11 protein-coding genes are annotated in these 13,071 nt (G+C 73.1%); 2 read left to right on the forward strand and 9 right to left on the reverse strand.

What is annotated here, in order from left to right; genetic code table 11:
• Position 1: 1 nt before the first annotated feature.
• The 5 genes from AB0C59_RS24290 to AB0C59_RS24310 form a co-directional block, all read right to left on the reverse strand.
• Positions 2–187: a hypothetical protein gene (locus tag AB0C59_RS24290; protein ID WP_363007936.1), complete on the reverse strand. Its 186-nt coding sequence runs from the start codon at positions 185–187 to the stop codon at positions 2–4.
• A gap of 132 nt (positions 188–319) precedes the next feature.
• Positions 320–1,015 carry a L,D-transpeptidase family protein gene (locus tag AB0C59_RS24295; protein WP_363007938.1) on the reverse strand — a complete coding sequence of 232 codons (696 nt, stop codon included), beginning with the start codon at positions 1,013–1,015 and terminating at the stop codon, positions 320–322.
• 158 nt (positions 1,016–1,173) lie between these two features.
• Positions 1,174–2,307, reverse strand: coding sequence for a glycosyltransferase (locus tag AB0C59_RS24300; protein ID WP_363007940.1), 1,134 nt, complete (start codon positions 2,305–2,307; stop codon positions 1,174–1,176).
• Positions 2,304–5,156 carry a bifunctional glycosyltransferase family 2 protein/CDP-glycerol:glycerophosphate glycerophosphotransferase gene (locus tag AB0C59_RS24305; RefSeq protein WP_363008053.1) on the reverse strand — a complete coding sequence of 951 codons (2,853 nt, stop codon included), beginning with the start codon at positions 5,154–5,156 and terminating at the stop codon, positions 2,304–2,306. Before AB0C59_RS24305 ends, AB0C59_RS24300 begins: the two co-directional genes overlap by 4 nt.
• Positions 5,157–5,317: 161 nt before the next feature.
• Positions 5,318–6,988 carry an NAD-dependent malic enzyme gene (locus tag AB0C59_RS24310; protein WP_363007942.1) on the reverse strand — a complete coding sequence of 557 codons (1,671 nt, stop codon included), beginning with the start codon at positions 6,986–6,988 and terminating at the stop codon, positions 5,318–5,320.
• Between the two features lie 149 nt (positions 6,989–7,137).
• Between AB0C59_RS24310 and AB0C59_RS24315 the strand changes: the two genes are divergently transcribed.
• On the forward strand, positions 7,138–7,818 hold the full coding sequence (locus AB0C59_RS24315; protein ID WP_363007944.1) for a 1,4-alpha-glucan branching protein: 681 nt from the start codon (positions 7,138–7,140) through the stop codon (positions 7,816–7,818).
• A gap of 61 nt (positions 7,819–7,879) precedes the next feature.
• Here AB0C59_RS24315 and AB0C59_RS24320 read toward each other — a convergent pair whose 3' ends face one another.
• The gene (locus AB0C59_RS24320; RefSeq protein WP_363007946.1) at positions 7,880–8,638 is read right to left on the reverse strand and encodes a DUF4232 domain-containing protein; all 759 of its coding nucleotides are present in this window, start codon (positions 8,636–8,638) and stop codon (positions 7,880–7,882) included.
• Between the two features lie 308 nt (positions 8,639–8,946).
• On the reverse strand, positions 8,947–10,326 hold the full coding sequence (locus AB0C59_RS24325) for a serine/threonine-protein kinase (RefSeq protein WP_363007948.1): 1,380 nt from the start codon (positions 10,324–10,326) through the stop codon (positions 8,947–8,949).
• Between the two features lie 46 nt (positions 10,327–10,372).
• Between AB0C59_RS24325 and AB0C59_RS24330 the strand changes: the two genes are divergently transcribed.
• A complete protein-coding gene (locus AB0C59_RS24330) occupies positions 10,373–10,930 on the forward strand; it encodes a sigma-70 family RNA polymerase sigma factor (protein ID WP_363008055.1) in 558 nt (185 codons plus the stop codon).
• A 75-nt stretch (positions 10,931–11,005) separates the two neighbouring features.
• Here the strand turns inward: AB0C59_RS24330 and AB0C59_RS24335 are convergent, their stop codons facing one another.
• Entirely contained in the window at positions 11,006–11,635 is a 630-nt protein-coding gene (locus AB0C59_RS24335) for an MBL fold metallo-hydrolase (protein ID WP_363007950.1), read from the reverse strand.
• A 119-nt stretch (positions 11,636–11,754) separates the two neighbouring features.
• Positions 11,755–12,843: an S-(hydroxymethyl)mycothiol dehydrogenase gene (locus AB0C59_RS24340; protein ID WP_363007952.1), complete on the reverse strand. Its 1,089-nt coding sequence runs from the start codon at positions 12,841–12,843 to the stop codon at positions 11,755–11,757.
• Positions 12,844–13,071: the final 228 nt, after the last annotated feature.

Genomic DNA, 13,071 nt, shown 5'->3' on the forward strand with positions numbered 1-13,071 from the left:
GTCAGGCCACCTGCGTCGGGTCGGGGGAAGCCGCCGCCCATTCCAGCACGAGCCGCTGGTACTCCCGCCGCTCCTCCATGCTCAGCGTCCCGCCGCTCCGGAACCACAGGGCCCGGATCTCCTCGTTCACCTGTTCCGCGGAGCGTTCCGCAGTGGTTTCAGGAGTGGTGGACATGTCGTGAAGCATACGGGGCCCAGCGTGAAGGCACTGTGAGCAAACTGGCAGCTTCCGGCATTACGGACGTGAAGCTGATCACTTCTCGTCGCCGTTCGGGCACGGCATGGTCCGGCCGCCGTCGACGGCCGGACCACATCGGCCTCACGTGCCGGGCTTGCGGCCGTAGACGAAGACGTCGTCGCCGGTCCTCAGCAGCGACCAGTACTTCTTGGCGTCGGTCGTGGTCATGTTGACGCAGCCGTGCGATCCCGGCGGGTTCCACATGCTCAGGCCCACGGAGTGGAAGGCCTGCCCGCCGTCGAAGAACTGGCTGTAGGGCATGGCCACGTTGTACAGGTTCGAGACGTGGTGCAGATGGCGCCAGTAGATCTTCTTCAGGCCGGTGCGGGTCTCGTAGCCGTCACGACCGGTGCGCACCGGGACGGGGCCGTAGACCAGACGGCTGCCGTCCTGGATCCAGCTGAGCTGGAGCGTGAGGTTCACACATGCGATGCGCCCCTTGTTGGTGGGGCACTTGTGGTCCTTGTTCGGGTTCTTGCCGACGGCCTTCTGCTTGTTCATCAGGTCCATCACGCCCCAGGTGACCGAACCCGCGTAGCCGATCGCCGGGCTGATGCCGTGCTTGTTCTGGAAGGCCTGGATCGCCCTGCAGTCGGCGCTGGACTGCCTTCCGTCGACCGGGCGGCCGAGGAACTTCTCGACCTGTTTCTGGTGCGGACCGGTCTGCGTGCTGCAACCGGCCGCGCTCGCCGGCGCGGTGCCGAGCGCGAGTGTGAGCGGGGCCACCATCGCGGTGATCCCCAGTGCGACGGCTCCCCGTCGTCGTATGTCGCCCATGGCGGGCCCTTCGTCCTCGGTGCGCCGAGCGGCGCTGTCCCTGCGTTCCCCGTTTCCAGCCATGTAGACCGGTCGGGGACCGCGCGGGTTGCACGAGAAAGTGGTCCGCGACGAAAAAGTGACATTCGGCCCGAGCGTGCCGGGCCGGGCCGGGCCCCTCAGCGCTCCAGAAGCGCGAAGAGCTCCTCCCACCGGGAGGTGACGACCTCCGGGGCGAATCGCCGCACGTTGCGGCGGGCCGCGTCGCCCATGGTGTCGCGCAGGGTCTCGTCCGACATCAACCGCACCAGGTGGCGGGCGAGTTCGCCGGTGTTGCCGTGCCGGGCGAGCAGCCCGTCCTCGCCGTCCCTGATGATCTCGCGTACGCCCGGGGAGCAGTCGAACGCGGCGCAGGGCACACCGCAGGCCATGGCCTCCAGCAGGACCAGCGGGAAGCCCTCGCCGCGGGAGGACTGCACCAGAACGGACGACCGTGCCAGCGCCCCGGTCACGTCCGCGGTCTGTCCCGCCCACTCCACCGAGCCGTCCAGGCCCAGCTCGGTGCACCGGCCGCGCAGCGTGTCCTCGTACTCCCCCGCGCCGTGGACGCGCAGGATCCAGCCGGGCTGGCGGGGCGCCGCCTCGGCCCAGACGTCGAGCAGCAGGTCCACGCCCTTGGCGTGGCTGAGCCGTCCGATGCTGGTGACCACCTTCTCGGTGCGCGGGGAGGCGGTGGCGGGCATCACGGGGAGCGGGTTCGGCATGAACCCGACGTTGTTGAGGCCCTCCCCCACCCACCGGTCGGCGTCCTCCTGGGTGAGGACCAGCAGCCGGTCGACGTCCTCGTAGTACGTGCGCACGCGGGCGAAGCGCGAGGAGCGGCGGGAGGCCTCGAAGGACTCGTGGCTCATGCCGATGACCGGGTGCCCCGCGGTGTCCGCGAGCGCCACCCACTCCATCGCCCACACCTGGGTCACGATGATCACGGCACCGGGCCGGGCCGAGCGGAACACCGAGGACAGCCGCCCCGCCGCCGCCCGCATCTCCTCCCGCTGCCGCCGCAGGGCCGGGTCGAGGCGGCCGAGCGGGGCGCGGGCTCTGCGGCGGCCGGGAGGCCGGCGCGCGTAGAGGGTCAGCGTCTCGACGCCCGTCTCCTCGTCGAGGTCCATCGGCACCTCGGGCGGCGAGATCCCGACGATCCGGACCCGGTGGCCGCGCCCAGTGAACAGCTGGGCCATCTGGGCCTGCCAGCGGCCCACCCCGCCCAGCTCGTTGACCTCGTTGGCGACGAAGATGATCTCACGCTGTGTCATCGGGTCTCTCCCGCGGGGCCGAAGAAGCGGTCGACGACACGAGCCGCCGCGTCGCCCCGGTCGTACTCGCCGTACCTGTCCACGAACTCCTTGAGCCGCGCCTCGTACTGGTTGCCGACGGCCGCGAGGTCGGCGAGCACGGCGAACAGCTCGTCCTCGGTGCGCACCACGGGGCCCGGGGCCTCCTGGAGGAGGTCGAAGTAGGTGCCGCGGATGTCCTGCGCGTACTCCTCCCAGTCGTGGGCGTAGAACACGAGCGGCCGGCGCAGCAGCGCGTAGTCGAACATCACCGAGGAGTAGTCGGTGACGAGGGCGTCCGCGAGCAGGAGGAGCGGGGTGATGTCCGGTTCCCCGGTGGCGTCGACCACGCGGCCCTGGACCGACGGCGGGAGCGAAACCTGGTTCAGGTAGTGGGTGCGCACGACGAGGGTGCAGCGGTCCCCGAAGCGGTCGGCGAACCGCTCCACGTCGAAGGGGAACTCGAAGGCGCGTACGCCGCCGTCCTCGCGGGTGCGGAAGGTGGGCGCATACAGCAGGACGCGCCGGTCGGGGGCGATGCCGAGGCGTTCGGCGAGCGCGCGCGCCGCCGGGTCGGGCGCGCGGGGGTCGCGGGCCGCGCGGACGAGGGCGTCGTTGCGGGGGTAGCCCGTGCGCAGCAGCTTCCGCTCCGGGATGCGGTAGGCCCGGGCGAGGGTGCGCACGTCGTGCTCGCTGCGGACCAGGAAGTGGTCGAACCGGTCCAGCGCCTCCTGGTAGGCGCTCTGCTCCTGTTCGGACATGACCCGGCAGCCGGGCTCGTCGAATCCCATCTTCTTCAGCGCCGAACCGTGCCAGGTCTGGATGTAGGTGGTCTCCGGGCGTTTGGCCAGCCGCAGCGGGAAGCCCTGGTTGTCGATCCAGAACTCCGCCTGGGCCAGCGCCCTGAGGTAGCGCCAGGACCAGCGGCGCACGAGTTCGGCCTCCTCGGGGAAGCCCTCGGGCCGCTGTCCGGCGTAGGACCAGATGGCGGTGATCGGCACCGCGCGGCGGCGCAGTTCCTCGTGGATGGCGCGCGGGCTGTCGCTGTACTGCCGGCCGAGGTGGCTCTCGAAGACGACGGTGCCCCTGCGCACCGGGAGCAGCCGGGCCATGCGCCCGTAGACCTGCACCTTGCGCGCTCCGGAGGTCAGGTCCCTGCGCAGTGCGCGTGCGGTGCGGTAGGCGCCCTTGAGGGTTCGGGCCGCGGGACCGTGCAGATGCCGGTCCACGACGGCGCGTCCGCGCTGGGCGGCGCTGCCGTCCTGGATGAGCCTGAAGGCGAGGTGTCCCTTGGCGGAGACCTGGGGGGCCAGCCGGTCGGCCACCAGCCGGCTGAGCCGGGGCCGCACCGGCACGGACGGCGCGCCGTCCAGGGCGGCCGGGCCCGCGGTGAGCCGGGACGTGGTGCGCCGGCCGTCGGCGTTCAGGTGCAGGCGGACGTCCCACACCTCGTCCACGACGCCGAGGGGGCGCAGCCGGCGGGACAGCGGGAGGGCGGCCCGCCAGGTGATGGTGTCGCCGTCGTGGCGGACCGTCTGGACGGGGAACCGGAAGGTCCGCAGGCTGCGGCGGCGGGCCCGGAACTCCAGCTCGGCGCTCAGGCGGGCGTCCTCGGGGACCGTGCGCAGCGGATTGACCAGCGCGCCCTGAAGCACCATCACCTCGCCGTGGACGTCGTAGCCGGTGAGCAGGTTGCGCAGGAACATCCGCTCCAGTGGCCTGCCGTGGTAACCGAGACCGGTCACGTCCATGATCTGGCGGGTCCTCGGGTCCTCCAGGTGCTCCGCGCACCAGTAGACGCGGCCCTCGCGCTGCACGAGCGGCATGGAGATCTTGTCCCGGTTGAGCAGGGTGTCGACCGCCGGCATCAGGTTGTCCCAGTCCTCCGTCAGCAGCAGGTGGGCGCAGATCGCGTGCAGCGGGTCCAGCCGGTCGTAGGCGGCCCGGGGGAAGTCCTGGAGGTATCCGCGGGCCAGGTCGGCGAAGCGGTGGCGGAAGCCGTCGTCCAGGAACGGCAGATCGCGCAGGTACAGGACGAGGTCGTGCTTGAGGAACTTGACGTCCTTGTGGAGCTTCAGTTCGCCGAGGGCGCGGCGGTCCAGTACGGCGTCGATCCGGCGGTGGATCTCCAGCCGGTCCGTGAAGTTCTCGATCTCGTGGCGCCGGTTGCTGATCGACTTGTCGGCCGCCTTGTCCGCCACGTGCCAGAAGTACACCGTGTGGGGGATCAGGGTGATCCGGCCGGCCGCGAGATAGGCCTCGGCCGAGAACAGCAGGTCCTCGTAGTGGATGCCGTGCGCGAAGGCGAGCCGGTTCTCCACCAGGAAGTCCCGCCGGTAGCACTTGTTGGTCGACAGGGTGTCGTAGACGAACAGGTCGGGCAGTTCGGCGATGGACTCGACGGTGCGCGTGGAGCGGTACAGCCAGGGGTACCAGGGGACGCGCTTGTCGTGGCGGCTGTCGGTGTGGACGCGGACGCAGAGTCCGCAGACCAGGTCGGCCCGGGTGCGGTCGGCGGCCTCCACGAGGTTGCGGCACGCGTGGGGTTCGAGGGTGTCGTCGCTGTCCAGGAACATCACATAGCGCCCCCGGGCCAGGGCCGTGCCCCGGTTGCGCGGCTCCCCGCAGCCGCCGCTGTTCTCGGCCAGCCGGACGGCCCGGACCCGCCCGGGGTGCTCGGCGGCCAGCCGCCGCGCGACGTCGTAGGAGGCGTCCGTGGAGCAGTCGTCGGCGATGACCACCTCCACGTTGCGCAGCGTCTGGGTGAGCACGGAGCGCACGGCCGTCGTCAGCCGCGCGGCGTCGTTGTAGACGATGACGACGACACTCATGTCCGGGACGCCGTGGCCCTTGTCCGAGTCGCCGACGCTCCTGTCCGGCTCGGTCCCGCCGGGGCCGGGGGTCTCGATCGGCATGGCCACCTCTCGTGTCTCGTCTCGGATCGGGCCGGCCAGGACGGCGGACCGCCGCCGTGTGCGGGGGGCGCGGGGCGTCAGTACACCGGGTAGTCCGGGGTCCACTGGGTCTCCCCGACGGCGCGCCTCAGCTCCTCCTCGGTCGCTCGGGGGGCCACGCCGTCCTCGACGGCGGCGAGCGCGGCGGCCACCGCGATCTCCCGCGCCGCCTCCCGCATGCCGCCGACCGTGGGGAGCAGCGGCGGAGGGCCGGGCAGGTCGGCGGCCTCCTCGGCCGCGCGCCGGGCGACGGCCCGTGCGGCGGCCACCAGCATCCGGTCGGTGACCCGGGTCGCCCCGCAGGCCGTGACGGCCAGACCCATGGCGGGGAAGATGTACACGTTGTTCGCCTGCGCCACCGGCGCCTGCCCTCCACCGTCCAGCTCCAGCGGCGGGAACGGCGAGCCCGTGGCGATCAGCGCCCTGCCCTCGGTCCAGCGGACGAGATCCGCGGGCTCGGCCTCCGAGTGCGAGGTCGGGTTGGACAGCGGGAAGATGACGGGCCGCTCGCAGTCGGAGGCCATCCGGCGCACGATGTCCTCGCTGAACGCGCCGTGCGCGGTCGACAGTCCGATGAGCGCCGTCGGCCGCACCCGGCGCACGACCTCGGCGAGCCCGGTGCCGTCCCAGTCGTCGCTCTCGCCGTCCGCCCGCGCGTACACCCGCTGTTCGTCGGTCAGATCGGAGCGCGAGGCGGCGAGCAGCCCGACGACGTCGACGAACCAGAAGCGCCGGACGGCCTCCTCGGCGGTCAGTCCCTCGTCCACCATGGCGGTGCGGATCATGTCGGCCACGCCGACGGCGGCCGAGCCCGCGCCGAGCACCACCACCCGCTGCTCGGTCAGCGGCACGTCGGAGACCTGGCAGGCCGTGGAGAGCGCGGCGAGCACGACGGCGGCGGTGCCCTGGATGTCGTCGTTGAAGGTGAGCAGCCGGTCCCGGTAGCGGGTGAGGATCGGCCGGGCGTGCGCGGTGGCGAAGTCCTCCCACTGCAGCAGCGTGCCGGGCAGTTCGGTCTCGACCGCCGAGACGAACGCCTCGATCATCTCGTCGTACTGACGGCCGGTGAGCCGGTGCTCCCGGCGGCCCAGATAGCGCGGGTCGGCGAGCAGTTCCTCGTTGTCGGTGCCCACGTCGAGCAGGATCGGCAGGGTGCGGGCCGGGTGGATGCCGCCGATGGCGCTGTAGAGGCTCAGCTTTCCGATGGGGATGCCCATGCCTCCGACGCCCTGGTCGCCGAGGCCGAGGATGCGCTGGCCGTCGGTGACCACGATGACGTCGACGGCGCCGTTGTAGGGGCGGTTGTGCAGGATCTCGGGGAACCGGTCCCGGTCCTCCCAGCTCAGGAACAGTCCGCGGGGCCTGCGGTAGATCTCGCTGAAGCGCTGGCAGGCCTCGCCGACGGTGGGCGTGTAGACGACCGGCAGCATCTCCTCCAGGTGCCCGATGAGCAGGCGGTAGAAGAGCACCTCGTTGGTGTCCTGCAACTGCCTCAGGTAGATGTGCCGGTTGATGGGCTTGCCGTAGTCGAGGAAGGCGTGGCGGGCCCGGGCGGCCTGCTCGTCCAGGGTCTCCACGGCGGGTGGCAGCAGCCCGTCGAGTTCGAGTGCCCTGCGCTCCTTCCGGGTGAAGGCGGTGCCCTTGTTCAGCAGGGGATCGGCGAGGATCGCCGTGCCGCGGGCGGTGGTCTGCGGGGTGAGGTGCGTCATCGCGTGATCCAGTAGGGAGGGGTGGAGCATGTTCTTCCCGTCCGCCCGCCCCCGTACCTTCCACACGCCCGACGGGACCAATGACTTCACCTGATGGTCGGATCATCCGTCATGGGAACCGAGGAGCGGGGCGGGCACGTTCTCCGGACATGGCGATCATTCACCGGACCACGCTGAGTCCCACCAAACTGGAGCTTGTCGCACCCTGGCTGACCACCAGGCCCTGGTACCGGGGCGCGGGCGCCGCGCCCGTGCTGTCCCGGTCCGGCGGGTTCCGGTTGGACGACCCGCGCGGGGAGGTCGGGCTGGAGTTCATGGTCGTCACCGACGAGTCGGGCGAGCGGCCCGTCTCCTACCATGTGCCGCTCACCTACCGCGGGGCCCCGCTGGACGGGGCCGAGGACGCCCTCGTCGGGACCACGGAGCACGGCGTGCTGGGCCGGCGGTGGGTCTACGACGGTGTGCACGACCCGGTGCTGGGCACCGAGTTGCTCGCGCTGCTCCAGGGCCGCGCCGAGCCCCAGGCGCAGAGCCTGACCGACACCCCCGACCCCACGGTGGCCGTCCGCTTCGACGGGGCGGAGGTGGTGACCGGTCCCCTCGCGACGACGGTCGCCGACGACGCGGACGGCACCCGTATGACGATGGCCGTCGGGACGGACGCGGGGGACGCGCGGCTGACCGTCCAGGTGTCCCGGGTCCTGCGGCCCGGGGCTCCCCCGCCCGGCGCCGCGACGGGTCAGGTCACCGCCGGGTGGCGGCACACCGACGGGGAGGAGATCCGCGCGGTCTTCGCCTCCCTGCATGTCACCGCGTCGACCGGAGGATGACGCGGTGACATGACGTGGCGTCCGGGACGGGGGGCGGCGGCGGTCCGTGCGCGGGACCGGGTCAGACGCCGGTGCCCGCCTGGAAGACCGTCAGGCGCACGGAGGAGGCGTTCCCGGAGACGGGCACCACCCCACCCGACCAGGCCACCTTCAGGGAGGCCTTCTCGTCGGGCGGCGTGATGAGGAGCGCCGCGGGCCGGGCCGTGCGGGCGCCGCTGACCTCCGGGTTGGAGAAGGTCAGCCCGGCCCAGGCGCTCTTGCCCGGCGCCAGCGTGATCCTCGTGGCGCCGCCGGAGGTGCGCTGGGGGTCGGGTCCCAGCTGCTTGCCCACGGCGTCCACGAAGGCGGCGCCCGGGAAGCCGGTGACGGTGCAGGTGCGGCCGGAGCGGTTGGTCAGGACGAGGGGGAAGTTCTCCTGCCCGGCGCCGGGGTTGTCGGCGCCGACGGAGGCACGCAGCTCGGACGTGTGGCAGCGGGTGCCGGCACCGGCGCCGCCACCACGGGTGGCGCTCGCCGAGGACCCGGTGCCGGAGCCGCCGGACGTCCTGGTGGCCGAGGAGGCCCCGGTGCCGCTCGTGTCGCCCGCGCCGCTCGTGTCGCCCGCGCCGCCGCCGGCGCTCTTGTGGTCGCCGGAGACCGGCTGCGCCGTGCCCGGCAGCTTCTGCGGGGTGCCCGCGGCCCCCTGGCCGGTGCCGCAGGCGGCGGTGAGCAGCGTCAGGGCGGCGACCGCGCCCAGCGCGCCGGCCGCACGTCGTGCCGTGGGAGAGAGGGTCGTGCCGTCGGGGGCCGGACTGGTCGTACCGCGCCGGAAGGTCACCATGTGCGTTGCTCCTTGCCACTCACCGCCCGCGTCGGGCGCGTTCGGACGGTGCCGTGTGCCCCGTCCTCCTTGTCCGATGCTCGGGCGCGCGGAAAAGTTCGCGCGCGTTCGGGCGAGTCCGCGTCGGCGCCGTCGCGGCCGGGCCGCGCGGCGGGACGGGCGTGCACGTCCGGTCCGCCGGCCATCGTGACCCGGCCGCCGCCGCCCCGCAACAGGACGGCGCCGCGATCGACCTCCTGACCAGGGACTTCTCAGGGGAGGACGGCCCGGGGCACGCCACTGTCGGGGGCGGGAGCCCGCGTCCGGCGTCAGCCGGTGACCCGGAGCGAGTCCAGGATCCGGTCGGTCCGGTCGGTACCGCTGTCCTCGCGCACCTGTACGTACACCTGCGTCTTGTCCGGGCCGTGGGCGGGCCGGAGCGCGGCTTCCGTGAGCCGGCCCCCGCCGTCGCAGTCCCGCCAGGTGCGCAACCGCCCCTGGAGCGTCGTGCCGCGGTAGTCGCGGCCGCTCTCCTCGCGGCAGCCGGTGTGGCTGAGTGCCGCCACCGCCCCGCCGAGGTCTCCGTGCTCGCTCAGCGCGACGAACACGCCGTTCACGGGGGCGCCGAGGTCGGGCCAGCGCGAGAGGTCGCCCGCGACGGCGAGGGCGGGCTCCTGCCCGGCGGGCAGGCCGAGGGTCTTCGGGTTCCAGCCGCCGTCGCGGATCTGGTGGGTCCAGGACGCGGGCACGGCGGCCCGCAGGCGCCCGGTGACGTCCTGGACCCGCACGTCCGCCGCCGGGGGCCGCCGCAGCGCCTGCGTGGTGACCACCGCCGCCGAACCGGCGACCACCAGCGCGGCCAGGGCCAGGACCAGGGGCGTGCGGCGCCGGCGGGGCCGACCGGGTGACGGCGCGTGGGCCCGACCCGCCAGCCGGTCCAGTTCGTCCGCGTAGGCCTCGGCGGTCGGCCAGCGCCTGTCGCGGTCGGGTTCCATGGCCCGCATCAGTGCGCGCCCGACCTCGGCGGGCAGGTCGGGGCGGAGCCGGTCGGGGCTGCGCACCCGGCCCGGTGGGGCGGGGACCGTGCCGGTGAGGAGTTCGTAGCCGAGGGCGCCGAGGCTGTAGACGTCGGCGCGGGCGTCGATGCCGGAGCCGGGTTCGATCTGCTCGGGCGGCGCGTACCCGGCGGAACCCGCGGCCATGGTCAGTCCGGACGCCTGCGCCAGGCTCTTGGCCAGGCCCAGGTCCGCGAGGAGCAACCGGGTGGAGCCGTCGGGCCCGGTCCGCACGAGGACGTTGGTCGGTTTGATGTCGCGGTGCACGATCCCGGCGTCGTGCAGCGCCGCCGCGCCGCGGGCCGCCTCGGCGGTGAGGCGCAGGGCCTCGGCCACCGGGAGCGGGCCGTCGGCCAGCCGGTCGGCGAGGGTGCCGCCGTCGGCGTACTCCATGACGAAGTAGGGCCTGCCGTCGGGTAGTTCCCCGATGTCGTAGACCTGCGCCACCCGGCTGGAGCCGGCCCGGCGCAGCAGCCGCGCCTCGGACAGGAAGCGCTCCCGGACGTCGAGCCGGTCCGCCCAGTTCTCGGCGAGCACCTTGACCGCCACGGGCGCTTCGAGGACGTCGTCGTGGGCGAGCCAGACCACACCGAAGGCTCCGCTGCCCAGACGTCGTTCGAGGCGGTAGCGGTCGATACGCTCCAGGGAGTGCATGGAACCATCATGCCTGGCCGACGAACGGGACCGGGAGGAGCTTGCCTTGGGGGACGCGGCGGACACCGAGGAACTGGCCCGGCGCGCGGCCGCGGGGGACGCGGCGGCTCTGGACGCGTTGCTGACCTGCGTGCGGCCCGATGTCGTGCGGCGCTGCGCACGGTTCCTGCCGTGCCGCGAGGACGCCGAGGAGGCGGCGCAGGACGTGCTGCTCCAGGTGGCGCGGAAGATCACCACGTTCCAGGGCCGCAGCCGGTTCAGCACCTGGCTGTACACGGTGGTCGCCAACTGCGCCCGGCAGAAGTACCGGGAGCTGAGGCGGCGGGCCGCCGAGCAGCCCGCGGCCATCGACGCGAGCCGGTACGTGGACCCGCGCACGACGAGTGTCATCGCCGGGTCGCGCATCGATCTGCTGGAGGCCCTGGAACGCCTGGAGCGCGAGCATCCGCACCTGGTGGCGCCGCTGGTGTACCGGGACATCTGCCAGCTGGACTACGCGGAGGCCGCGGAACGGGTGGGTGTTCCGCTCGGCACCCTGAAGTCCCGTCTGCACGAGGCCCGCAAGCAGGTGCGGCCGTGGTTGTCGGGGTCGGCGTGGGGGTGAGGGGGCGGAGCCGCCAGGTCGGCCGGGCCGGGCGGGGCCCGGGGGGCCTGGGATGCCGCCGGGCGGCGGCCCTCGTCAGTGTCCCCTGGTGATCCAGTCCCCGAGGTGCGGGGCCTCCGCCGCGATCGTCGTCGGCGCCCCGTGCCCGGTACGCACCACCGTGTTGGGCGGCAGCGTGAGCAGCCGGTCGCGGATCGAGTCGATGATCGTCGGGAAGTCCGAGTACGAACGCCCGGTGGCCCCGGGGCCGCCCTGGAACAGGGTGTCCCCCGTGAAGACCGTGCCGAGCCCCGGCGCGTAGAGGCAGACGGCGCCGGGCGCGTGCCCCGGGGTGTGCACCACCGTCAGATCCGTCCCCGCCGTCTCGATGACCTGGCCGTCGGCCAGCCAGCGGTCGGGCAGACGGTCGGGGTGGGTCATCCGCCACAGCGGCAGATCGTCGGGGTGCAGCCAGATCGTCGCCCCGGTCCGGTCGGCGAGCGCGGGGGCCGCGTCGATGTGGTCGTCGTGGGCGTGGGTGCACACGATGGCGCGCAGCCGCCGGTCGCCCACGGCCTCGGCGATGGCGTCGGCGTCATGGGCCGCGTCGATGACGACGGCCTCGTGGTCGTCGCCGACGATCCAGACGTTGTTGTCGACCTCCCAGGTGCCGCCGTCGAGGGAGAAGGTGCCGGAGGTGACGAGATGGTCGATGCGCGCGCTCACGTGCCCACTCTCTCATGCGGGCTCGGCGACCCGGCCGATCGTCCGCGACCGGTCACGGGTGGCGTCGCGGCCGGTGCCACGACGCCACCCGCGTCACGCCGCGTCCGGGCGGGTGCCGGTCAGAGCACGACCACCGAGCGCAGCACGTCGCCCTGGTGCATCCGCTCGAACGCCTTCTCCACCTCGTCCAGCGCGATGGTCTCGGTCACGAACTTGTCGAGCGGCAGGCGCCCTTGGAGGTGCAGGTCGATGAGCAGGGGGAAGTCCCGGGTGGGCAGGCAGTCGCCGTACCAGGAGGACTTCAGGGCTCCACCGCGCCCGAACACGTCCAGCAGCGGAAGGTCCAGCCTCATCTCGGGCGTGGGGACCCCGACGAGGACGACCGTGCCCGCCAGGTCGCGTGCGTAGAAGGCCTGTTCGTAGGTCTCCGGGCGGCCGACCGCCTCGATGACGACATCGGCGCCGAAGCCCTCCGTGAGCTGCCTGATCGCCTCGACCGGGTCGGTGTTCCCGGAGTTGACGGTGTGGGTGGCGCCCAGTTCCTTCGCCGTGCCGAGTTTGCGGTCGTCGACGTCCACCGCGATGATCTTCGACGCGCCCGCCAGCCGTGCCCCGGCGACCGCCGCGCCGCCGACGCCGCCGCAGCCGATGACCGCGACCGAGTCACCGCGGCCGACGCCGCCGGTGTTGATGGCCGCGCCGATGCCCGCCATCACGCCGCAGCCGAGCAGGCCCGCCACGGCCGGGGAGACGGACGGGTCGACCTTGGTGCACTGCCCGGCCGCGACCAGGGTCTTCTCCGCGAAGGCGCCGATGCCGAGGGCCGGGGAGAGTTCCTGACCGGTGGCGGCGAGGGTCATCCTCTGCCGTGCGTTGTGGGTGTCGAAGCAGTACCAGGGCCGGCCGCGCCGGCAGGCACGGCACGTCCCGCACACCGCGCGCCAGTTGAGGATCACGAAGTCCCCGGGGGCCACGTCCTCGACGCCGTCGCCGACCGACTCGACGACGCCGGACGCCTCGTGGCCCAGCAGGAAGGGGAAGTCGTCGTTGATGCCGCCCTGCTTGTAGTGCAGGTCGGTGTGGCACACGCCGCAGGCCAGGATGCGCACCACCGCCTCACCGGGACCCGGATCCGGTACGACGATGGTCTCGACCCGGACCGGCTGGTCCTTGCCGGGGGCGATCACGCCGCGTACTTCCTGAGCCATGGGGATGCTGCCTTCCTTCGGTGGTCCGGGCGTTCACCCCACCCGGGCGCGGGCCACCGCGGCCCGCCTTCCCATGATCCTCGCGCGGTCGGCGCCTCCTGTGCACGTGTTCCGCGCGCATTGCGCATGTCCGGTGCGGGGCGGCGGTCCGCCGGACGTGCGTTTGCCGAGGGTCCCGGGGCGGGAGAGGCTCAAGGGGTCAGGCCCTCGGGCGGCCCGGGACGCGGA

The organism is Streptomyces sp. NPDC048664 (assembly GCF_040650555.1).
Taxonomy (GTDB): Bacteria; Actinomycetota; Actinomycetes; order Streptomycetales; family Streptomycetaceae; genus Streptomyces.

Coding starts and splice junctions, on each gene's coding strand:
- AB0C59_RS24290 (WP_363007936.1), bottom strand. CDS start 187: ATGCTTCACGACATGTCCACCACTCCTGAAACCACTGCGGAACGCTCC.
- AB0C59_RS24340 (WP_363007952.1), bottom strand. CDS start 12,843: ATGGCTCAGGAAGTACGCGGCGTGATCGCCCCCGGCAAGGACCAGCCG.
- AB0C59_RS24310 (WP_363007942.1), bottom strand. CDS start 6,988: ATGACGCACCTCACCCCGCAGACCACCGCCCGCGGCACGGCGATCCTC.
- AB0C59_RS24320 (WP_363007946.1), bottom strand. CDS start 8,638: ATGGTGACCTTCCGGCGCGGTACGACCAGTCCGGCCCCCGACGGCACG.
- AB0C59_RS24315 (WP_363007944.1), top strand. CDS start 7,138: ATGGCGATCATTCACCGGACCACGCTGAGTCCCACCAAACTGGAGCTT.
- AB0C59_RS24305 (WP_363008053.1), bottom strand. CDS start 5,156: ATGAGTGTCGTCGTCATCGTCTACAACGACGCCGCGCGGCTGACGACG.
- AB0C59_RS24300 (WP_363007940.1), bottom strand. CDS start 2,307: ATGACACAGCGTGAGATCATCTTCGTCGCCAACGAGGTCAACGAGCTG.
- AB0C59_RS24295 (WP_363007938.1), bottom strand. CDS start 1,015: ATGGGCGACATACGACGACGGGGAGCCGTCGCACTGGGGATCACCGCG.
- AB0C59_RS24325 (WP_363007948.1), bottom strand. CDS start 10,326: ATGCACTCCCTGGAGCGTATCGACCGCTACCGCCTCGAACGACGTCTG.